Below are 21,670 nucleotides of genomic sequence, written 5' to 3' on the forward strand. Positions count from 1 at the left end.
GTAGCGCTCGATCCCGAGTTCAGTAAGGTAAGCCTTACCTAATTGACTCTCGGAGGGACTCGTCTCGTGCGTCGACCCTGGCACCACCTCTTCCACCCGGCCAATGCCGTGGACTATCGCGAGGCCGTCGGCCTGACGGTCGACCACCTCGTCGGCCACGTCGCGGACACCGCCGGGCGCCCCCTGACCGGCATCACCCCGCGCGAGTCAGCCGAGCGGGTCGCCGCGATCGACCTGGACCGTCCGCTGGGGGAGGAAGGGGAGGCGCTCGCCGAGCTCTCCCGGCTGTGGCTGGACGACGCGATCTGGTTCCACGAGCCGACGGCCGCGGCGCACCTCAACTGCCCGGTCGTCATCCCCGCCCTGATGGCGGAGGTCCTCATCAGCGGGGTCAACTCCAGCCTCGACACGTTCGACCAGAGCGCCGGGGCCACCTTCATCGAGCGCCACCTCGTCGACTGGACGGCGGCGCGGATCGGCTACGGCGCGGGCGCCGACGGCATCTTCACCACCGGTGGCACCCAGTCCAACCTGCAGGCCCTGCTCCTCGCCCGCGGTCAGCAGGTCGCACCGGTCGATCGGTTGCGGATCTTCGCCAGCGCCGACGGTCACTTCTCGGTCCAGAAGGCCGCCCGCACGCTCGGTCTCGGCGACGAGGCGGTGGTCCCGGTCGCCGTGGACGTCTCCCGGCGCATGGACCCCGCGGCGCTGGGCGCGGCCCTCGCCGACAGCGTGGCGGGCGGCGGCGTGCCGATGGCGGTCGTGGCCACCGCCGGCACGACCGACTTCGGTGCCATCGACCCGCTCCCGGAGGTCGCGGCGCTGGCGAGGGCGTACGGCGCGTGGTTCCACGTCGACGCGGCCTACGGCGGCGGCCTGCTGGTCTCGCCCCGGCGGCGTGACTGGCTGGAGGGGATCGAGCTGTCCGACTCGGTCGCGGTCGACTTCCACAAGACCTGGTTCCAGCCGGTGTCGTGCAGCGCCTTGCTGGTGCGCGACGGCGCGACGCTCGGACACGTCACCTGGCACGCCGACTACCTCAACCCGAAGGACTCCGCCCACCCCAACCAGGTGGACAAGAGCCTGCAGACCACCCGGCGCTTCGAGGCGCTGAAGCTCTGGATGACGCTGCGGGTGATGGGCGCCGACGCGGTCGGGGAGCACCTCGACACCGTGATCGACCTCGCCGACGCGGTCGCCGCCGAGCTGACCGCGATGCCCGACATCGACGTGGCAGCGGCTCCGCAGCTGAGCACCATCGTGTTCCGCTACTGCCCGCCCGGCCGTGACGAGGCGGCGCTGGCCCGCATCAACGCGGCGATCCGCGCCGAGCTCTTCGACGAGGGACGAGCGCTGGTCGCGGCGACCCGCGTGGACGGCCGCAGCTACCTCAAGCTCACCCTGCTCAACCCGGTCGCGACCCTCGCCGACATCCTCGCGGTCGTCGAGATGGTGCGCGAGGCGGGGGAGCGCCTCGCCGATGCGCCGGTGGCCCCGCGACCGCGCGGCGAGCGAGTGGCGGTGGTCCGGTGAGCCGCCCCGCGACCACGCACGACCTGATCGGGATCGGGCTCGGGCCCTTCAACCTCGGGCTCGCCTGCCTCGGCCATCCCCTCGACGACCTCGACGCCGTCTTCCTCGAGGCCGCGGACGGCTTCTCCTGGCATCCGGGGATGATGCTGCCGGACGCCACCCTCCAGGTGCCGTTCCTCGCCGACCTGGTGACGATGGCCGACCCGACCTCGCCCTTCTCCTACCTCGCCTTCCTCAAGGACGTCGGCCGGCTCTACCCGTTCTACATCCGCGAGAGCTTCTACCCCCTCCGGCGCGAGTACGACGACTACTGCCGGTGGGCGGCCGAGCGCCTCGACACGGTGCGCTGGGGCGAGCGGGTGGTCGCGGTCGAGCACGACGGCGACGCCTACGTCGTACGGTCGGCAACGGGGCGCACCTGGCGCGGGCGACACCTCGCTCTGGGCACCGGCACGGCACCGCGGATGCCCTTCGACGTCGACGGACCCGCGCTGCACTCCGCGGACTACCTGAGCCGCAAGGACGACCTGCTCGCGAGTGGCTCGGTCACCGTGGTCGGCAGCGGCCAGAGCGCGGCCGAGGTGTACGCCGACCTGCTCGCCGAGCAGGAGCACCACGGCTTCGAGCTCACCTGGGTCACTCGCTCGCCGCGGTTCTTCCCGATGGAGTACACCAAGCTGACGCTCGAGATGACCTCGCCCGAGTGGTCGTCCTACTTCCAGGCGTTGCCCGCCCCCCGCCGGGCGGAGGCCCAGCGTGGCCAGGCGGCGCTGTCCAAGGGGATCAGCTCGGAGACGATCAACGCGATCTACGACGAGCTCTACCGGCGCGAGGCGAGCGGGGGCGTCGACACGACACTGCTGACCGCGACCGAGGTCACCACCGCGCGGTGGGACGGCGAGCGCTACACCCTCGACCTGCGCCACACCGAGCAGCAGGCCACCGGCGCCCTGCGCACCGACTCGCTCGTGCTGGCCACCGGCTACGCCCCGCGCGTGCCCGAGTTCCTGCAGCCCGTGCGCGACCGGATCAGGTGGGACGAGCAGGGCCGGTTCCTGGCGGGCCCGACCTTCGCCGTCGACCACGCCGATGCCGAGGTCTTCGTGCAGAACGCTGAGGAGCACACCCACGGCTTCGTCGCGCCCGACCTCGGCATGGGCGCGATGCGCAGCTCGGTGATCCTGTCGCAGGTCCTGGGCCGCGAGCCGTACGCCGTCGAGAAGCGCATCGCCTTCCAGGAGTGGGGCATCCCCGACCGCTACCGCGACCAGGCCGCACCGCCGGTCGAGGCGAGCCCCCCGTTGGTCGAGGGGCGCGCGCAGCGTCACCCGTTGGTCGAGGAGCGCGCGCAGCGCGCGTCACGAGACCAGGTGTCGCGATGAGGCTCACGACCGAACTCCTCGACCCCACCCCTCACCTGGCCCTGCTCCACGCCTGGGTGACCCACCCGCGGTCGGTCTTCTGGGGCATGCAGGACGCCACCGTCGAGCAGGTGCACGACGAGTACGCCCGGATCGCGGCCGACCCCCACCACCACGCGTTGCTCGGCCGCGCCGACGGGGAGCCCGCCTTCCTGATGGAGCGCTACGACCCCGCCCGCTCACCCCTGGCAGGACTGCCCGAGCTGCGGCCGGGCGACGTGGGCATGCACGTGCTGGTGGCCCCGACGGACCGTCCGGTCCACGGCTTCACGGCCGCCGTCCTGCGCCGGGTGATGGAGGAGTGCTTGGCCGACCCGTCCGTGCGCCGGGTCGTGGTCGAGCCCGACGTCCGCAACGACAAGATCGCCGCCCTCAACGCCGCCGTCGGCTTCGTGGTCTGCCGCACCGTCGACCTCGCCGACAAGACCGCGGCCCTGAGCTTCTGCACCCGGGCCGACTTCTCCTCCTCGGCCCTCGGAGGTGCCGCATGACCGCCCTGACCAACCCGACCGACCTGACCGCCCACCTGACTCCCGAGACCATGGCCCGCGCCCACCGCGACCTCGTCGCCAAGGCCATCGCCGAGTTCGCCCACGAGCGCCTGCTGGAGCCGGTCGCCGACGGGGCGGGCTGGCGGCTCGACCTGGGTGCGTCGGCGTACGAGCTCTCCGCCCGCAGGCACCCGCTGGAGCACTGGGTCGTCGACCCGGCGTCGCTGCGCCGCACCGTCGCAGGCGAGCCCGCCCCGGTCGACGCCCAGGACTTCGTCGTCGACTGCAACGACCGACTGGGCATCCCCGACCACCTGCTCCCGGTCTACCTCGAGGAGATCGCCAGCACCCTGGCCTCCGCGGCCTGGAAGCGCACCCACCACCAGCTCTCCTCCGCCGACCTCGTCCACGCCGACTACCAGGCGATCGAGACGGCGATGACCGAGGGGCACCCCGGCTTCGTCGCCAACAACGGCCGCATCGGCTTCGGCGTCGACGACTACGCGGCCTACGCACCCGAGGCGGGTGCCGACGTGCACCTGCACTGGCTGGCCGTACGCCGCGACGAGGCGCTGCTGTCGCTGGCGGCTGGCCGCAGCGAGGAGGAGCACTACCTCGCGGAGCTCGGCGAGGACGCCCTCACCGACTTCGAGAAGCGGTTGCGCGACCTCGGCCTCGACCCCGCCGACTACCTCTACCTCCCCGTGCACCCCTGGCAGTGGGCCAACCGGATCTCCGTCACCTTCGCCCCCGACGTCGCGCGTCAGGCGCTGGTGTCGCTGGGAGTGGTGCCCTCGGCGCACCGGGCGCAGCAGTCGATCCGGACGTTCTTCCCCGTCGACCACCCGGAGCGGTCCTACGTGAAGGTCGCGCTGGCGATCCAGAACATGGGGTTCCTGCGCGGCCTGTCACCGGCCTACATGGCCGCGACGCCGGCGATCAACGACTGGGTGGCCGAGCTCGTGCAGGGCGACGCCGAGCTGGTCGGCCTCGGGTTCTCGGTGCTGCGCGAGCACGCCGCGATCGGCTGGACCGGCGACGCCTACCACCGCCTCCCGGTGACCTCGCCCTACCGCAAGATGGTCGCCGCGCTGTGGCGGGAGAGCCCGGTGCCGCACCTGGCCCACGGCGAGCGGCTGGCGACGATGGCCTCGCTGCTCCACCGCGACCGGGACAGCGTCCCGCTCGTGGCAGAGCTCATCGAGTGCTCGCCCCTCGAGCCGGCCGCGTGGGTGACGACCTACCTGCGGGCCTACCTGCGCCCGCTCGTCCACTGTCTGCTCGCGCACGACCTCGCCTTCATGCCGCACGGCGAGAACCTCGTGATGGTGCTGCGCGACCATGTGCCGGTCCGGATGGTGATGAAGGACATCGGGGAGGAGGTGGCCGTGCTCGGCGATCGTCCGCTGCCCGACGAGGTCGCCCGCATCCGCGCCGCGGTGACCCCCGACGTCGCGGCGCTCTCGATCCACACCGACGTCTTCGACGGCTTCCTGCGCCACCTCGGCGCGATCCTCGACGAGGCCGGACTGCTGCCGGACGACGACTTCTGGGGACTGGTGCGCGCGTGCATCGCCGGTCACGCCGCCGACCATCCCGAGCTGGCTGCGGCCGCGGCGACGTACGACCTGCTGCGTGCGGAGTTCGCGCACAGCTGCCTCAACCGCCTCCAGCTGCGCAACACGCTGCAGATGGTCGACCTCACCGACCAGGCCGAGTCGCTGATCTTCGCCGGCACCTTGCGCAACCCCGCAGCCGACCCCCGCCTCCGGTGAGCGTCACTCGCGACCGCTACGGCATCCCCCACGTCCGCGGCACCGACCTGCTCGCCCTCGCCCACGAGCAGGGGCGGGTCACCGCGCACGACCGCGCCTGGCAGCTGGAGGTCGAGCGACTGCGTGGCGAGGCCCGGGTGAGCGCGCTGGGCGGCTCGCGCGCACCCGCATGGGACGCCTTCGCCCGCGACCTCGACATCGAACGCACCGCCCGGCGCGGCTTCGACGCGCTGCCTGCGGAGTCGCAGCAGTTCCTCGCGGCGTACGTCGACGGGGTCCGGGCCGGCTTCGCCGAAGGGGCGTCCTCGCCCGAGCTCGCCGGACGTCCCGCTCCCGGCGAGTGGCAGCCGTGGACGCCGGTGGCGGTCTTCCTGGTCCAGCACGTGCTCTTCGCCGGCTTCCCCACCAAGCTGTGGGCGGCCTCGGTCGGGACGGACCTCGAGCCGCGGCTCGCGGAGCTGCTGGGCGTGAGCGACGCGCCCCACGGCAGCAACGCGTTCGCCGTCGGCGGAGGGCGTACGACGTCCGGGCTCCCGCTGATCGGCGCCGACCCGCACCGGGTCTTCGAGGTGCCTGGCATCTACCAGCAGGTGGGGCTCGCGTGCGACGAGTTCGACGTCGTCGGACTGGCGTTCCCCGGCGTGCCCGGCGTGCAGCACTTCGGGCACACGGGCCACGTCGCCTGGGCGGTCACCAACGCCATGGCGGACTACCAGGACGTGCGGGTGACGCGGGGACGGCTCGACGTCCGCACCCCGACTGCCGAGCTCGGCGACGTCGGGCTGGCGGCTGTGCTGCCACTCCTGAGGGCCCGGACGGTCGCCGACGTCGATGCTGCCCTCGACCTCTGGGTCGAGCCGGTCAACAACGTCGTCGTGGCCGACACCGAGGGACGGGTGCTGCACCGCGTGGCCGGCCGGGTGCCGGTCCGTGACGGTGCGGACTGGGTGGGATGGGCCGACCTGCCGCGCATCGAGGTCGCTCCGGCCGAGGTGGCCGTCACCGCCAACGACCGCACCGACGGGCGGTGGGACGTGCTCTCCTCGCGGTTCGCGCCGCGCTGGAGACGTGAGCGGATCGCGTCGCTGGTCGCGGAGAGACGCGTCGACGTGGCCGCGGCCGCCGCAGTGCTGACCGACGAGGACAACGCCGCCGGCGGCTCGCTCCTTGCAATGCTGCTCCAGCTGCCCGGGCTCCCCGCCCCCAGTCGCCGGCTGGTCGACCTGCTCCGTGACTGGGACGGCTCGATGCAGGCGGGCTCCGCCGCGGCCGGGGCGTTCGGGGCCGTCCGCGACGCGTTGGTGGCGGCGGTCGTGGCCCACCCGGTGCTCGAACCGGCGCGCTCGGCCTTCCCGCCGGCCCACGCCGAGGTGCTGGCGCCCTGGTGGCACCTGCCCAGCAGGATCGCCCGCGTCCTGCCCGAGCTTCTCGCCCTCCCGTTGCCGGGGCTCGACCTCGCGGACCTCGCACGTACGGCGCTGGCGCAGGTCGCCGCGCTGCCGCCCACGTCGTGGGGGGACCGGCACCGGTTCGCGCCGCAGCACGCCTTCGCGGACCTCGGCCTCGACCCGTGGCCGTACGTCCCGGCCGTGGCCGGCAGTTCTCTCGGCGGCGACACCGAGTGCGTCGCCGCCACCGCCTGGATCCCCGGCACGGACGCCTGTGTCTCGGGGCCTGTCGCGCGGGTCGTGTGGGACTTGGCCGACCGCGGCGCGAGTCGCTGGGCGGTCCCCCTCGGGTCGAGCGGCCAGGTGGGCAGTCCCCACCACGACAACCAGTTCACCGCCTGGAAGGACGGAACCTTGCTCCCCGTCAACGAGCTCACTGTCACCGAGGTCGGGTCCTCGGCCCGCACCTTCTCCCTCCGCACCGTCGATCCCGAGGCCGACGCCGTGCTGCTGCACGGCTGGTTCACCCAGCCGCGAGCAGCCTTCTGGGGCATGGCGACGCGCAGTGTCGAGGAGGTCGCCGGGATCTACGGCTGGATCGTCTCGCAGGACCACCTCACCGCCGACCTCGTGCTCCTGGACGGTCGCCCGGTCGGGCTGGTGCAGACCTACGACCCGTTCGTCGACGAGATCGGCGAGCACTACGACCGCCGCCCCGGCGACCTCGGCCTGCACCTCTTCCTGGCCGACGACCCGGCCCGCGCGGGCACCACGCAGGACCTCATGTCGTTCCTCGTCTCGCAGGTCCTCGCCGACCCGGCCGTGCAGCGAATGGTGCTCGAGCCCGACGTCGCCAACATCAAGTCCTTGGCCCTGCTCCAGCGGCTCGGCGCGGAGCTCGGGCCCGTGACCGAGATCCCCGCCCCGATGCCGGACCTGCCGCCCAAGAAGGCCCAGTTCACCTTCATCCCCCGGCCGGGGTTACAGCGGATCCCGGCCGCCGGGGGCGACCGGACCAGTAGTCGGCGAACGTCAGCCAACACGGAGCGAGGCCGACCGGGTCCTGGGGAGGCCGATCGTCGTGCCGTGCCAGATCGCCTTGCCGCTGGCGAAGTACGTGTGCAGCCGCAGCGGTCTCCGGGGGACCTTGACCCGGAACGTCGCGACGCCGCGCGCGTCAGTGACCGCGACGACGGCCTGGAACCCTGACCGCCGGGGTCCCACAAGGATGAGGCTCGCGCCTGCGATCCGGGCCGAGTCGCTGCCCTTGCGCCACACCAGCGCGGACTTCAGGACCCAGACCCGGTCGAGCTTGCGCACGACGCGAAGGCCGAGGGTCGTCGTGTCGTCGCACTCCGGGCAGGCGAACGGACTCGGTGCACTCACGGCGTTGACCACGAAGGTCGTGCCGGTGCCGGAGTCGCTGGTGTGGATCCGGTCGCCTTGGTCGACGTACGTCCAGTCCACCTTCCAGGTCAGCGTCCGCTCCTCGCGCTCGCCCTCACTGCAGATCTGCATGCTGCCCTGACCGGCAAGCGGGTCACCGCTCGCGCTGTCGAAGTAGGTCCAGCTGGAGACCGCACTCTCGGAGGTGGCGCGGATGCCGAGGATCCAGCTGGTGGCCTCGGGCGGCAGGCTCACCGAGTAGGTCACGAGAGTGTCGGCGCAGCCATAGCCGGGATTCACGTCCTGAGCGCTGGCGGTGGCACTCGCAGCCCCGGGGGTCGCCGCCGTCGCCATGACGGGCGGCTGGCCGGCGGTGCAAAGCGCGACGAGCACGCACACCTTCATCCACCTGGACACGATTCCCCCTACCTGCCCGCTTGGACGAGCGAGGGTAGTCAACCAGTGTTTCGATCCCGTGGGGGTCGTTATGGGGACGGTCCGGCGATGGCGGGGTGACCGACCGGCTACGCGAGCGCCAGCGTCGCGTCCAGCACGAAAGCCGGGTCCTCCAGCCTGTCGCCGTAGACCTCGCGGAGCTGGCCGACGCGGTAGCGCACGGTCTGCGCATGCACGAAGAGCTCCTCGGCGACGGCGTCGCGGCGGCCGTGGTGGAGCAGCCAACTGCGCAGGGTGTCGGTGAGCTTCTCGGCCGTCGACGGGCGCAGGTCGGCCAAGGGTGCGAGCACACGGGCACGCAGGTCCGCGCGGGCCTCGCTGTCGGCGCCCAGGACCAGCGCGGCCAGGTGGTCGTCGGAGTCGACCAGCCCCTCCAGCCCGAGGGCGGCGCACCTCAGCGCGCGCCGGTGGGAACCGGATGCGTCGAGCCACGTCGTGCTCGGGCCGACGACGGCGTCGGTGCCGCGCAGCGCGCGCAGCACCGTACGACGTGAGGTCGCCGAACCGGTGGTGGGCACCAGCAACGAGGCAAGGCCTTCTGGGAGGCCGGGCACGTCGTCCGTGGGTTGCAGGGTGCCGGGGTCGAGGGCGGTGAAGGCGTGCGAGACCTGCGACTCCGGGAGGATCACCGCGGTCAGGGCCCCGGGCGGCTCCCAGCCGGCTCGCTGGGCCGCGGCGTTGATCGCGTCGGCCGGGGCGCCGGTCAGCAGCGCGCGGGCCAGGCGCTCGAGGTTGCGCTGCCGGACGCGTCCGCTGCTCTCGAGCTCGTCGGTGTGGCCGGCCACGGAGGCCGCCGAGAGCTCGTCGATGTAGGCGAAGACCAGCTCGGCGAAGCGGGCCAGCTGGCTCGCGTCGACCCCTGCCTCGACGGCCGCGTCGGCCATGTCCCGCCAGGACGCACGGGCGCCGATCCGGTAGGCGGCGAGCAGCGCCTCGACCGTGCGGCCGTTGCGCGCCTCGCCGCGGCCGAGCTGGTAGGCGCCCTCGATGGCGGGTGCCTTGGGGGCGTCGGCGTCCTGGCGGGTGGCGAGGGTCAGGAACCCGCCGAGGGCGAGCTGCACCGCGTTGCGGATGACCTCGCCCATCCGCCCGCTCCAGGCGCCGGCATAGCTGGGCACCTCCTCGATGATGCTCACGACGGCGCTGTCCGCGACCTCGGCCAGACGCGCACGGAGGGCCTCCGCGACCGCCGGGTCGAGACCGACGACCGTCGGCATTTGTGTGCTCCGGGGCACACCACGAGGTGCCATCGTGACTCCTGGGGTCTGTTTTGTTCGCTGCGAACAATCAGACTACCCCGGATTCACGTGCGCAGGGCAGGAACATCCCGCCCCCGTCAGCGACATTTGATACATGAGCACGACTCTCGAGCCGCCCGTGCGCGGCACCCGCCTCCGGGACCAGCTGGTCCGGGTCGCTGAGGCTGCCACGACGCCGCTGCTCCCGGCCGACTTCATGGACCTGTTCGCCCCGCTGCGCTCCGGCGCCGACCTGCGCGGCCGGATCGAGGCGGTCCACCCCGAGACCGCCGACGCGGCCACCATCGTGATCCGCCCGGGCGCCGACTGGGCCGGCCACGTGCCGGGCCAGTACCTGCGCATCGGCATCGACGTCGACGGCGTACGCCAGTGGCGCGCCTACTCGCTGACCCACGGCCCGCGCCGCGACGGCCGCATCTCGATCACCGTCAAGGCCGTGCCCGACGGGCTCGTCAGCAACCACCTCGTCCACCGGGCCGAGCCCGGCACGATGGTGCACCTGGAGCAGGCCGCGGGCGAGTTCGTCCTCCCGCCCGAGGGTGGCAAGTTCCTCATGGTCACCGCCGGCTCGGGCATCACGCCCGTCATCGGCATGCTGCGCAACCTCTTCCCCAGCACCGACGACGGCGTGCTGCGCCCGGCCCGCAGCGCGCAGCACGACATCGTCGTGGTCCACGTCGCCCCCAGCCACCCGCACTCCATCTTCATCCGCGACCTCGAGGCCCTCCACGCCGCGGGTGCCATCCGGCTCGTCGCGAGGTACGACGACGAGCACGGCGTCCTCGACGTCGACGACCTGGCCGACCTGGTGCCCGACCTGGCCGAGCGCAGGACCCTCGCCTGCGGCCCGGGCGGCCTGCTCGACGCCTTGGCGGCCCACCACGAGGCGGCCGGCATCAGCCTGACGACCGAGCAGTTCCGCACCGCCCGCGTCGAGCCGGGCGACGGCGGCACCGTGAGCTTCACCTCCGGCACCATCGTGGACGCCGACGGCGCCACGCCGATCCTCGACGCCGCCGAGGAGGCTGGCGTGCTGATGCCGAGCGGGTGCCGCATGGGCATCTGCATGGGCTGTGTCCTGCCGCTGCGCGAGGGCAGCGTCCGCGACCTGCGCAACGGCGCCATCACCACCGCTGTCCCCGGCGAGAGCGGCGACGTGAAGGTGCAGACGTGCATCAACGCCGCCGCCGGCCCGTGCCACATCGACCACTGACCTCATCCCACTGATCGGTCTCGTGACGGTCGCAGAGCGACCTCCTCGGCCCGCCAACGGAAGGAACCCCATGACCACGATCCAGAAGAAGTCCGCCCTCCCCGGCCAGACCAACCCGATCGCGCACCTCACCGAGGCCGACATCGAGCAGATCGGCATCGAGCTCGACGCCATCCGCCAGGACGTCCTCGACGACCGCGGCGCGAGCGACGCGGCCTACATCCGGCGCGTCATCGACACCCAGCGCAAGCTCGAGCTCGCCTCGCGCGCGGTGCTGCTGTTCAGCGCCTTCCCGCCCGCGTGGGTGCTCGGCACGCTCGGGCTGAGCGTCTCCAAGATCCTCGACAACATGGAGATCGGCCACAACATCCTCCACGGCCAGTGGGACTGGATGCGCGACCCCAAGATCCACTCCAGCGTGTGGGAGTGGGACATGGCCTCGCCCGCCGATCAGTGGAAGCACAGCCACAACGAGGTCCACCACACCTACACCAACGTCATCGGCAAGGACAACGACCTCGGCTACGGCATCATGCGCGTCGACGAGGACCAGACCTGGGCGCCCATGCACCTCGGTCAGCCGGTGTGGTGCTTCATCAACGCCGTGTTCTTCGAGTACGGCATCGCGGCCTACGACCTCGACCTCGGCGCCGTGGTCAAGAAGAAGCAGACCAAGGACCCCGACTTCCGTCGTCGCGCCAAGCAGGTGCTGGGCAAGATCCGCAGGCAGGTGACCAAGGACTACGTCGTCCACCCCGCGCTGTCGATCCCGACCGGCTCGTTCCTCCCGACGCTCGCGGCCAACTTCACCGCCAACGTCGTGCGCAACCTCTGGTCCAACTCGATCATCCTGTGCGGCCACTTCCCCGAGGGCGTCGAGACCTTCGAGAAGCGATCGATCGAGGGCGAGACCAAGGGTGAGTGGTACGTCCGCCAGATGCTCGGCTCGGCCAACATCTCCGGCTCGAAGGCCCTCCACCTGATGTCGGGCAACCTTTCCCACCAGATCGAGCACCACCTCTTCCCCGACCTGCCGTCCAACCGCTACGCGGAGATCGCGCCCAAGGTGCAGGCACTCTTCGACAAGTACGACCTCACCTACTGCGCGCGGCCGCTGGTGCCGCAGGTCTACTCGGCCTGGCACAAGGTCGTACGCCTGTCGCTCCCCAACGGGTGGCTCGCCACGACCAACGCCAAGAACGCTCCCCAGCAGCTCGCCATCCTCTACAAGATGGCCACCGGTGACCGTCGTACGCGTCGCCTGCTGGGCCGCAAGCTCGAGAGCGAGTCCCGGGCGGCCGCCGCCTGAGCCCGTCTTGACCAATCCAGCTCGAAGCCCGCGACGAACTGGTCTGGACGACCGTAGTCCTACGGATGTATCAGGACGCCCGACCGTGCATCCTTGATGGCAACAGCTGGAGGACGTGGGGAGCAGATGAGCACACGCACCAAGACGAAGGGGGCGATCCGATGATCCGCATCGGCTCGGTGGGGGAGATCTCCGTGGAGGACGCGGCGAACGCGCCGTGTGCAGAGAGGTCCCGGCCGCTGCTGCCGCGGCCGCGTGGGTCCGTGGACAGCGAGTCACCGGCGCACAAGCCGGCTGCCTGAGAAGGGGACGACCGCCTGGCAGGTGGTTGGCAACGAGCTCGGTCAAGTGACGGCCACTGTCAAGGCCTCACCGGGTGTCCTGCGGGAGACGGTCCTCTGGTCTGGACCGTCTCCCGAAGAGTTTCCGAAGGCTTCTCCTAGTGCCCTCCGGCCGCTCCTGGCGCTCCTAGCCTGTTGTCAGGCGGACCGTGGGGGCCCGCCACTTTGGGGGGAAGGAGATCCGCCGATGAAGCGTCACATGGACGACCAGCCGTCGAACCTCGCGGGTCGGCTCAAGGACCTCGAGCACTTCACGGGCGGGCTCGTCGGCGGTCGCGAGCACGTGCCCGATCACGAGGCGGAGCCGGTGCCGATCAGCACGAGCCGGGCGACGCGCGTACCGGTTCCACGGCGCTCGCGCGTCTTCCTGCGCACCGGTGACGGCCACGGCGCCTTCGCCGACCTGACGCTCACGGCTCCGCATCCGCGGATTGCCCTGGACTGACGTCGGGGACTGATCACCGGGGTGGCGCAGCGCGGGGGCTGTCGTCGCTGCGCCTCCCCGGACCAAGCGGAGTGCTCGCCTAGAGTCGCCCGGTGGTCTGGCTGGTCGGTGCGCTCCTGCTTCTCTGGATTGCCTGGGGACCGGCCGTCCTCGTCGCCGCCGCCGCGGCCCTGTGCGTGCCGCGGATCCGCTGGTGGGTGCAGGACCGCATCCATGTCAGTCGCCGCGTCGCCGGCTGGATGGCGGGCGCGCTCACGGCACTGGTCGCCCTCGTCCTCGTCGTGCCCGACGGCTGGCTCCCGATCCCGCCCGCGCCGGGCGTCTGGGCCGGACCGTCGTACGTCGGTCGGCCAGCGAGTCCGCATCCGGTGGCGCTCGCCGAGGTGACGCAGCACCCCCACCTCGCACCCGGTTCGCCGTCGGCGCGCACCGGGCCGCTCGGCTTGCAGCCCGAGGTGGAGACCGCCTGGCTGGGCAGCCAGCGCTGCGGCCACCTCGAGCTCATCTCGGACGACCGTCTGGTCGCGCTCTGCACGGACCGGTCGGGCCCCAGCCTCCGCCTGGTCGACGCCGACACGATGCGCCCGACGACGACCCGGGACCTGCCGGACCGGGTGGACGGCTCGTCGTGCACGGGCGAGGCCTTCTACCTCGACGAGACCGGTCGGGTGGTGGTGGCCACGACCGACCGCCAGGTCCTCGCGGTCCGCACCGCTACGGCGACCGGGGCGGCCGGGTTCGCGACCGACACGACCTGGGACCTCAAGCCCTACATCCCCCACGGCGACTGCCTCGTGGCGTTGGCCCCGGACTGGTCCGGGCGGATCTGGTGGGCCTCGCAGCAGGGACTCGTCGGCACCATCCCTTCCGACCCCCACCCCGCCCCCGACTCCGGCGGAGTGCAGGTCGTCGACCTCGGCGAGGACGTCCGCCGGGGCTTCGCGACGGACGAGGCAGGAGGCGTGTACGTCGTCACGGACGCATCGCTCCACCGGCTCGTCGCCGGTCCGGACGGGTCGCCGCAGGCCACCTGGCGCACGGCGTACGACGGCACCAGCGGCTCGGCCCCGGTCCTCCTCGACCGCGGTGCCGTGGCGATCACCGACTCGGTCGACGGGCGGACGGGCGTGCTGTTCGTGTCGCGCGACGGAGGGCAGGTGATCTGCCGCCAGCCCGTCTTCGAGGAGGGCGAGAGCTCCACCGACAGCTCGCTGGCGTCGCTGGGCTCCGGGGTGGTGGTGACCAACAACCACGACTACTCCTCGCCACGCAGCACCCTGCTCGGCTTCACGAGCAGTCCTGGTATCGCCCGGGTCGACCTCGTCGACGGAGCCTGCGTCGAGCGCTGGACCAGCGAGGCGGTCTCCCCGAGCTCGGGCGTGACGGCGAGCTGGCCCCTCGGTCTGGTCTATGCGTGGACCAAGCGACCGTCGCTGCTGGGGGTGAGCGCGTGGTACCTCACGGCCATCGACGTCGAGTCCGGGCGGAGCATGTGGAGCGTGCGCACCGGCACCGGTCTCCACGCCGGCAGCGACCACTCCGAGATCGCCCTCGGGCCGGACGGGTCGGCCTGGATCGGCACGATGGCAGGACTGGTGCGGGTCCGCGACCGGCGATGAATCCGCCCCTCCGCCCGGTATCTAGGGATGTTCTGGTCGTACGGACGGGGCTGCGACCTACCAGAACGTCCCTAGATACCCGGCCCGGCCGGCAGGCCAGGTCGGCGCTAGGGCCAGCTCAGCCCGACGGTCGCCTCGCTGGTCTCCCACAGCCGGCGCTGCGCCATCTCGTCGCGCGCGAGCGGCGCGGTGCCGACGATGCGGGGACGGCCACTGGCCTGCCCGGGGCCGCCAGGGCCGACGTACGTCCCACCCGGCAGGTCGGCGGTGGCGGCCATGAGGACCGGCCAGGCGCCGGCGGCCGCCGTCTGAGCGACCGCCTTGACGGCTGCGTCCAGGATCGCCGCCCGGCGTCCCTCCGTGCTGCCGAGCTGGCCGTTGACGGCGAGGTGGGTGCCGGCCAGACCGGGGTGGGCGGCGAGCGCGATCACGGGCAGCCCTGCCCTGCGCAGCCGTCGGTCGAGCTCGAACGTGAAGATCAGGTTGGCGAGCTTGGTCTGGCTGTAGACCATCCAGCGGCGGTAGCGCCGCCGCGAGCGTGGGTCACCGAGCGGCGCGGACCGCGCCACCCGGTGCATCTGCGAGGACAGGGTGACCACCCGGCCCTCGCCCGAGGCGACCAGCTGGTCGAGCAGCAGGCCGGTGAGGAGGAAGGGGCCGAAGTGGTTGGTCGCCATCTGCGACTCCAGGCCGTCGACGGTCCGGTGGAACGGGCTGGCCATGATGCCGGCGTTGTTGACCAGCAGGTGGATCGGCCCGAGCTCGCCCGCCGCCTCGGCCGCCGCGCGCACCGAGGCCAGGTCGGCGAGGTCCAGCACGAGGGTGTCGACCGAGGCATCGGGCACCTCGGCGCCGATCGCGTCGGCGGCAGCCTCGAGCTTGGACGGCGTACGTCCGGCGAGGGCGACTCGCGCCCCGTGCCGGGCGAGCTCGAGCGCGGTGTGGAACCCGAGTCCACCCAAGGTCGGCCCGGTGACCACCGCGGTCCGGCCACCCAGGTCACCGATGTCGTCGGTCGTCCAGGCTGTCGTGCTCACGGGGTGACCGCCATGGCGGCGAGGACGCGCTCGCCCAGCTCGACGTCGCCCGACACCTGTGCCTCGCCCGGGGCGGCCGGCCGGCGTCCCCCTGCGAGCACGATGAACGTCTCGCGTTCCATGGCCAGGGTCACCGTCGGCTCGTCGTCCGGCGTGCCGGTGCGACCGCGTCCGTCGTCGCCGACCACGGCTGTCGCCGGGGGGTGTCCCGCCACCTCGACGCGTACGACGCTGCCGGCCGGTGCCTGCGCGCGCTTGCCGACGATGAAGGGCAGGCTCTCCAGGAGGTAGTCGGCTGCGTGCACTGCGGGCGCGGAGTCGAGGTTGCCCGGCATGTGGAGCGCGCGGCGGATGTCCTGCTCGTGCATCCACACGTCCAGCGGACGGTTGCGCAGGAGCCGCCCGGTGGTCCAGCCGATCGCGCCGAACACACCAGGGGCGGGCGTCGCCGGGTCCGACGGAGGCTCGGCGAGCAGCTGGGTGTGGCGGGCCGTGGTCGACTCGCGGATCTCCGTGATCAGCGCGTCGGGCGACTCGTGGCGGCGGGCCACCACGCCCTGCTCGGTGAACTTCCCCATCATCCCGCGGGCGTGGGGCGCGTCGCCGACCTCGATGTCGTCGTGGGACCGGCCCGCGAGCAGCGCCTCGAGGTGGGCGGTGTGCGCCGCCACGGCATGGACGTCCCATCCGGGCAGGTCGGTCGGTGTGGGCCACTGGTCGTCGCCGACGTGCTCGAGCAGGTGGGTGAAGGAGTCGACCGCCTCCCACCACACGGCGACGAGGGCGCTCAACCGGTCCGCATCGGTCATGGGGCTAGAGCGTAGGGCCACCCTCACTGACGTACCGCCCTCGCGCTGGTCCCGCGGCACGGGTGGTCACCCACATGGGTGACGGCCGCTCGGAATCCGGGTCGCACAGCCATACGCTGAAAGGGACGGCCGGACCCCGAGCCGGCCGCGCCCACCGCACGAAGGAGTCGTCATGGGTATCGGAATCGGCATCGTGCTGCTCGTCATCGGCCTGATCCTCCTCTTCGCCATCAACGAGTTCCCCGCCTCCGTCCAGGAGGTCGTGGAGCCCATCACGGTGGGATGGATCTTCGTCATCGCCGGGGTCCTCGCTCTCGTGCTCGGACTGGTGATGAACAACCAGCGGTCGAAGACGACGCACGTGGAGGAGCGCCGCGAGATGTGAGGCATCGGGCGAGGCGCCGGGACAACTTTCGGCGCCCCGCCCGCATCTATCCTGCGTCCGGCGCGCTCGGTGCCGCCGTCTCGCTGGAGGAAGTCTCGTGTTCTCTCGTCTCGTCCGGATCGTCATCGGTCTCGTGCTGCTCGCGACGCCCGCGCTCACTGTGGTGCCCTCGTCGGCCGCTCCTGCCGACTACGCGCTCAGCGCACCCGCCACGTTCTCGCCCAACGGTGACGGGACCAAGGACGGCCTCCGGGTCCGCTACACGCTTCCTCGCCGGACGCACGTGTACCTGGCGATCAGCGGCGACGGCACCCAACGCGTGCACCGCACCGTCGACCTGGGCGTGCAGCCCCGCGGCACGCACGTGTGGACCTGGGACGGCCGCAACCAGTCGGGCAGGGAGCTGCCGGACAAGGGCTACGTCATCCGGATGTACGACGCCGACCCGGCCGGCCACCCCGGCCCTGTCGCCTCGGCGGAGGCCCGGCTCGACAGCAGCTTCAAGCCCGAGCTGACGACGCCCACCTTCGGCGCCGGCCGGCGAGCCGTCGCGCGCGTCTTCCCCCGCACGAGGGTCGTCGCCGACGTGATCGACCTGCGCGCAGTCGCCCACGAGGGCGAGGTCGCCTTCCTCGAGCTCGTCATCCGCAACGACCGCGGCCGCGTGGTCCGTCGGGCGGACGTGGACGAGCGGATCATCACCGCCGGCGGCACGTTCTACGTCGGGCGGACCGTCTCGTGGGCGGCGGTGCGTGGCGGCAAGCCACTGCCGAAGGGCCGCTACACGGCCGTCGTGACCGGCGCGGACCTCGTCGGAAACAGGGGGCGGTCCGACAAGCTGAAGATCTGGGTGTCAGCCGACCGGTTGGTGTGGCGCGAGGCGACCACGACGGTCGCTCCCGACGGGTCGCGGTCGCATTCGTGCGAATGGTCGGCCGCCAACGACTGTGGGGTCGGGGAGTACCCCGACTGCGGCGACGTGGTCCCGAGCACGCTGTACGCCGGCGGGCTGAGCTACCGATCGAAGGTCTGCGCACCGCCCGAGGGCTACGGCAGCACGGCCGCGTCCCTTCACCTGCTGGAGATCCCCGAGGCCACGGGCGTGCGGGGGCTGGCCGCCGTCCGCGTGGCCTTCGTGGGCGCACCCACCACGGCGGGGGAGTCCGACACCGGGACCCTGCGCGTCGCGGGCCTGGACGGCAGCTCCACGGTGGTCGGCACCGCCGGTCAGTCGGGCTGGGTCGAGGATCCCGCTTGGGGCGAGGGCCTCGATCGGAGCTACCCGCTCCCGCAGCGCGACCCGGCCGCCGTCTGGTCCTTCGCCACGACGGGCACCGACTCCGTGGACGTCGCCACCTTCACCGTCGACGTCCGCTACCTCGCGATCGAGGACTGAAGGGGCTGAGGGCTCACAGCCAGCCACGGTCCTGCGCGATCCTGGCCGCCTCGCTGCGGGTGGTCGCGCCGGTCTTCCCGATCGCGGCCGACAGGTGGTTGCGCACCGTCCCCTCGGAGAGGTGCACGCGCGCGGCGATCGTGGCCACCGGTGACCCGTCAAGGGCGTACGTCAGCAGCTCCCGCTCGCGACCGGTGAGCGGGCTCGGGCCGTCGATGAGCGACTCCGCGGCCAGGTCAGGGTCGATCACCCGCAGGCCGGCGTGCACTCGTCGTACGGCGTCGGCGAGCTGCCGCGACGGGGTGTCCTTGACGACGAACCCGGAGGCGCCGGCTTCGATCGCCCTGCGGACGTAGCCCGGCCGGCCGAACGTCGTCACGATCAGCGAGCGGGTGCCCGGCAGCTCGCGCCGCAGCGCGGCCGCGGCGTCGATGCCGTTGAGGCCCGGCATCTCGATGTCGAGCAAGCACACTTCGGCGCCCGAGGCGCGGGCTGCCTCGACCACCTCGTCGCCCCGGCCCACCTGGGCGACGACCTCGAGGTCCGACTCGAGGTCGAGCAGGGCGGCCAGCGCGCCGCGTACGAGGGCCTGGTCGTCGGCCAGCAGCAGCCTGATCATGGGAGACCCACCCGCACACGCGTCCCCGGCGTGGCCGGGGTGACCTCGATCGTCCCACCGGCGCCACTGACCCGCTCGCGCATCCCGCGCAGCCCGTTGCCCTCGGGGCCCGTGACGCCCGTGCCGTCGTCGGTGACGGTGATGCCGCGGGGGTCGAGCTCGATGACCACGGAGGCCGCTTGCGCATGCCGTACGACGTTGGTGACCGACTCCCGCAGCACCCAGGCCAGCAGCGCCCGGTGGCGCGGGTCGGTGTCGGCCACGGTGCCGACGACCTCGGTGGTGACACCGGCGTCGGCCAGCACGAGCGGCGCGGCCGCGAGCTCGGCCTCGAGGTTGCCGGCCCGCAGGCCACCGACCGTCGCGCGCACCTCGGCCAGGGCCTGGCGGGCGGTCGCCTGGATCGACTCCAGCTCCGCCCTGGCCCGCACCGGGTCGACGTCGACGAGCCGGGCGGCCAGCTCGGCCTTCACGGACAGGGCCGTGAGCGAGTGGCCGAGGACGTCGTGCACGTCGCGCGCGACCCGCTCGCGCTCGGCGACCACGGCGAACCGGTGCTGGGCCTCGTGGGCCATGTGCTCGCGCTCGCCGAAGATGCGGAGCATCACCCCACCGAGCATCACGGGCCACACCATCAGGAAGAAGTAGGGCGGGAACCCGTCGATGCCCAGCAGCGAGACCATCGGTGTGACGCCCCAGAGGCCCACCGCCCACTTCCAGGCCGGCGCGGGCAGCTCGAGCGCCGACAGCATGGCGAGGTAGGGGGTGTAAGAGATCACTCCCATGCCGAGCACCGGCACCGTGGCGAGAGCGAGGACGACCATGGCGGCCAAGTAGAACCAGACCCGGCCGCGGCGGGCGTAGCCCAGCACGTTGGCCACGGCGAATCCGAGGATGCACAGCAGGCTCAGGATCTTCACGACCATCGAGACGTCGGCCTCGACGACCGCGATGACCGGATAGACCAGGAAGACCAGCCAGATCGCCGCGAACGCCCAGCCCCACTTCTCCCAGGGGTTCGTCGGGATCTGCTCGGCCGTCATGTCCGAGACCGGCTCCGTCGTACGCCCCACAGCGCCAGCAGGGAGAAGATGACGGTCCACACGAGCACGTTAGCGACTGGCAGCCACAGCGGGTCACGTCCGCCGAGCGGCAACCAGCCGTCGGTTAGCGGGAAGCGGGCCAGCGCGGCGTAGCCGTAGAGGGGCGTCAGGCGCCCGATGTCGAGCATCAGGCCGTCCAGCGGGGTGAACACGTTGCCCAGGAAGGCCATCACCACGATCATCCCGGACGCGATGCCAGGCGCGTTGGTGCCGCGGAACACCAGGCAGACCGCCAGGCCGTAGATGGCGAAGAGCGCCGACCCGAGCCACACGAGCATTGCCGCCAGCGTCCAGTCCGTCCTGTCGCCGCGAGCGCCGGTGGCTGCGCCGATGGCGAAGATCAGCGTCACCGGCACCGCCGCCACGGCCATCGCAACCGCGGCCTTGGCCGTCACGAAGGCCAGGGGGCGCATCGGCGTCAGTCCGAGCTGCCGGCCCCAGCCCATGACCTGCTCGGTCGCCGCGCTGCCGGCGACGCTGGTGGTCGCGGTGACGGCGCCGTAGGCGCCCATCGAGATCATCACGTACATCGCGACGTTGCCGCTGCCGACCGCGTCCTCGGAGCCTAAGCCGAAGACGAGGTACATGAAGGTCGGCAGACCGACCACGAAGAACATGCCGAACCGGTCGCGCAGCTGACGCCGCAGGTCCAGCCGGGCGTAGGTCAGCATCGCCGGCCGCGGCGCGGGTCGTACGTCCTCGTCGGGGGCCGTGCGGACCCGACTGCTCCCGGTCGTGCTCGCGGTGGCGCTCATCGGGCCACTCCCACCAGCTCGGGAGCCTGCGGGGACTCGGCGGTCAGCGCGAGGAAGGCGGCCTCCAGGCTGGCGGCGGAGACCTCCAGGTCGGTGACGCCGAGCGGCTCCAGGGCCTCGCGCACCCGGGCCAGCCAGGCGCTGTCGATGCCGCCGGACGCGACGACGCCGGCCGGCGGCCGGAAGGTGACGGTGCGTCCGCCGTAGGCTGCTCGTACGTCGCTGGTGGCGGCGTCGTGCACGATCCGGCCGCGGTTCATCAGGACGGTCCGCTCGGCGAACTCGTCGGCCTCCGCGAGGTAGTGGGTGGCGAAGACGATGGTGCGACCGAGCGCCGCGTCGGCGCGCATGGCCTGCCAGAACTCCTGGCGGGTCGCGACGTCCATGCCGGTCGTGGGCTCGTCGAGGATCACCAGGTCCGGGTCTGGCACCAGCGCCAGAGCGAACTTCAGCCGCTGCTGCTCGCCACCCGAGCACGCCTCGACGCGGCGTCGCGCGATCCCGGTCAGCCGCGCGCGCTCGAGCACCGTCTCGACCCGGTCGGCCCGTCCGTGGAGGGCTGCGATCGCGCGGACCGTCTCCTCGACGGTGAAGTCGTTGAGCAGTCCGCCGGTCTGCATGACCGCGGAGACGCGGCCCGCACGGACCGCGGCGCCCGGCTCCATGCCGTACACCTCGACGGTCCCGGCGTCGGGGCGGGTCAGCCCGAGCAGCATGTCGACGGTCGTGGTCTTGCCGGCGCCGTTGGGTCCGAGGAAGGCGACGATCTCGCCCGGGCGGATGGTGAGGTCGACGTCGTCCACTGCGACGACGGGGGTGCCATCGCCCTGGCGGAACTGCTTGCGCAGCCCGGTGGCGTGGATGGCAGGAGTGGGGACGGTGTCGCTCATGACGGGGTCCCCGCGGCGTTGTTCGGGGGAGCGCAGCGGA

Annotated in this window: 18 protein-coding genes; 11 read left to right on the plus strand and 7 right to left on the minus strand. The window is 72.3% G+C overall.

The window, feature by feature from the left end:
* Window positions 1-66 precede the first annotated feature (66 nt).
* The 5 genes from J3P44_RS12675 to J3P44_RS12695 are packed head-to-tail and all read left to right on the plus strand — an operon-like array spanning window position 67 to window position 7,817.
* Window positions 67-1,533, plus strand: a complete 1,467-nt coding sequence (locus J3P44_RS12675) for a pyridoxal phosphate-dependent decarboxylase family protein (RefSeq protein WP_255890749.1) — start codon at window positions 67-69, stop codon at window positions 1,531-1,533.
* Window positions 1,530-2,915: a lysine N(6)-hydroxylase/L-ornithine N(5)-oxygenase family protein gene (locus J3P44_RS12680; protein WP_255890750.1), complete on the plus strand. Its 1,386-nt coding sequence runs from the start codon at window positions 1,530-1,532 to the stop codon at window positions 2,913-2,915. The genes J3P44_RS12675 and J3P44_RS12680 overlap by 4 nt, the downstream gene beginning before the upstream one ends.
* Entirely contained in the window at window positions 2,912-3,445 is a 534-nt protein-coding gene (locus J3P44_RS12685) for a GNAT family N-acetyltransferase (RefSeq protein WP_255890751.1), read from the plus strand. The genes J3P44_RS12680 and J3P44_RS12685 overlap by 4 nt, the downstream gene beginning before the upstream one ends.
* The gene (locus tag J3P44_RS12690) at window positions 3,442-5,220 is read left to right on the plus strand and encodes an IucA/IucC family protein (RefSeq protein ID WP_255890752.1); all 1,779 of its coding nucleotides are present in this window, start codon (window positions 3,442-3,444) and stop codon (window positions 5,218-5,220) included. The genes J3P44_RS12685 and J3P44_RS12690 overlap by 4 nt, the downstream gene beginning before the upstream one ends.
* On the plus strand, window positions 5,217-7,817 hold the full coding sequence (locus tag J3P44_RS12695) for a GNAT family N-acetyltransferase (RefSeq protein ID WP_255890753.1): 2,601 nt from the start codon (window positions 5,217-5,219) through the stop codon (window positions 7,815-7,817). Before J3P44_RS12690 ends, J3P44_RS12695 begins: the two co-directional genes overlap by 4 nt.
* Window positions 7,818-8,518: 701 nt before the next feature.
* On the opposite strand, the gene J3P44_RS12700 is transcribed toward J3P44_RS12695, so the two are convergent.
* Window positions 8,519-9,667, minus strand: a complete 1,149-nt coding sequence (locus J3P44_RS12700) for an RsbRD N-terminal domain-containing protein (RefSeq protein ID WP_255890755.1) — start codon at window positions 9,665-9,667, stop codon at window positions 8,519-8,521.
* 136 nt (window positions 9,668-9,803) lie between these two features.
* Between J3P44_RS12700 and J3P44_RS12705 the strand changes: the two genes are divergently transcribed.
* From J3P44_RS12705 to J3P44_RS12720, 4 genes are all read left to right on the plus strand, one after another.
* Window positions 9,804-10,922, plus strand: coding sequence for a ferredoxin reductase (locus J3P44_RS12705; protein WP_255890756.1), 1,119 nt, complete (start codon window positions 9,804-9,806; stop codon window positions 10,920-10,922).
* A 70-nt stretch (window positions 10,923-10,992) separates the two neighbouring features.
* Window positions 10,993-12,231, plus strand: a complete 1,239-nt coding sequence (locus J3P44_RS12710; protein WP_255890757.1) for a fatty acid desaturase family protein — start codon at window positions 10,993-10,995, stop codon at window positions 12,229-12,231.
* Between the two features lie 528 nt (window positions 12,232-12,759).
* Window positions 12,760-13,017 (plus strand): hypothetical protein, encoded by a 258-nt coding sequence (locus tag J3P44_RS12715; protein ID WP_255890758.1) that lies wholly within the window; start codon window positions 12,760-12,762, stop codon window positions 13,015-13,017.
* Between the two features lie 92 nt (window positions 13,018-13,109).
* The gene (locus J3P44_RS12720; protein ID WP_255890759.1) at window positions 13,110-14,636 is read left to right on the plus strand and encodes a hypothetical protein; all 1,527 of its coding nucleotides are present in this window, start codon (window positions 13,110-13,112) and stop codon (window positions 14,634-14,636) included.
* Between the two features lie 107 nt (window positions 14,637-14,743).
* Here the strand turns inward: J3P44_RS12720 and J3P44_RS12725 are convergent, their stop codons facing one another.
* Window positions 14,744-15,673, minus strand: a complete 930-nt coding sequence (locus J3P44_RS12725) for an oxidoreductase (RefSeq protein WP_255890760.1) — start codon at window positions 15,671-15,673, stop codon at window positions 14,744-14,746.
* Window positions 15,670-16,482 carry a maleylpyruvate isomerase family mycothiol-dependent enzyme gene (locus tag J3P44_RS12730; RefSeq protein ID WP_255890761.1) on the minus strand — a complete coding sequence of 271 codons (813 nt, stop codon included), beginning with the start codon at window positions 16,480-16,482 and terminating at the stop codon, window positions 15,670-15,672. Before J3P44_RS12730 ends, J3P44_RS12725 begins: the two co-directional genes overlap by 4 nt.
* Window positions 16,483-16,654: 172 nt before the next feature.
* On the opposite strand from J3P44_RS12730, the gene J3P44_RS12735 reads away from it, so the two are divergent.
* Both J3P44_RS12735 and J3P44_RS12740 read left to right on the plus strand, forming a co-directional pair.
* Complete coding sequence (locus tag J3P44_RS12735; RefSeq protein WP_255890762.1) at window positions 16,655-16,867, plus strand: DUF6458 family protein; 213 nt, start codon at window positions 16,655-16,657, stop codon at window positions 16,865-16,867.
* A 97-nt stretch (window positions 16,868-16,964) separates the two neighbouring features.
* Window positions 16,965-18,263 carry a FlgD immunoglobulin-like domain containing protein gene (locus tag J3P44_RS12740; RefSeq protein ID WP_255890763.1) on the plus strand — a complete coding sequence of 433 codons (1,299 nt, stop codon included), beginning with the start codon at window positions 16,965-16,967 and terminating at the stop codon, window positions 18,261-18,263.
* Window positions 18,264-18,276: 13 nt separating this feature from the next.
* On the opposite strand, the gene J3P44_RS12745 is transcribed toward J3P44_RS12740, so the two are convergent.
* From J3P44_RS12745 to J3P44_RS12760, 4 genes are read right to left on the minus strand one after another with little or no spacing between them, the layout of a single operon-like run.
* Entirely contained in the window at window positions 18,277-18,882 is a 606-nt protein-coding gene (locus tag J3P44_RS12745; RefSeq protein WP_255890764.1) for a response regulator transcription factor, read from the minus strand.
* Window positions 18,879-19,925: a sensor histidine kinase gene (locus J3P44_RS12750; protein ID WP_255890765.1), complete on the minus strand. Its 1,047-nt coding sequence runs from the start codon at window positions 19,923-19,925 to the stop codon at window positions 18,879-18,881. Before J3P44_RS12750 ends, J3P44_RS12745 begins: the two co-directional genes overlap by 4 nt.
* Window positions 19,922-20,740: an ABC transporter permease gene (locus J3P44_RS12755; protein ID WP_255890766.1), complete on the minus strand. Its 819-nt coding sequence runs from the start codon at window positions 20,738-20,740 to the stop codon at window positions 19,922-19,924. Before J3P44_RS12755 ends, J3P44_RS12750 begins: the two co-directional genes overlap by 4 nt.
* A complete protein-coding gene (locus J3P44_RS12760) occupies window positions 20,737-21,630 on the minus strand; it encodes an ABC transporter ATP-binding protein (RefSeq protein ID WP_255890767.1) in 894 nt (297 codons plus the stop codon). Before J3P44_RS12760 ends, J3P44_RS12755 begins: the two co-directional genes overlap by 4 nt.
* Between the last annotated feature and the right edge of the window lie 40 nt (window positions 21,631-21,670).

This window comes from Nocardioides astragali (assembly GCF_024436375.1).
GTDB classification, from domain to species: Bacteria; Actinomycetota; Actinomycetes; order Propionibacteriales; family Nocardioidaceae; genus Nocardioides; species Nocardioides astragali.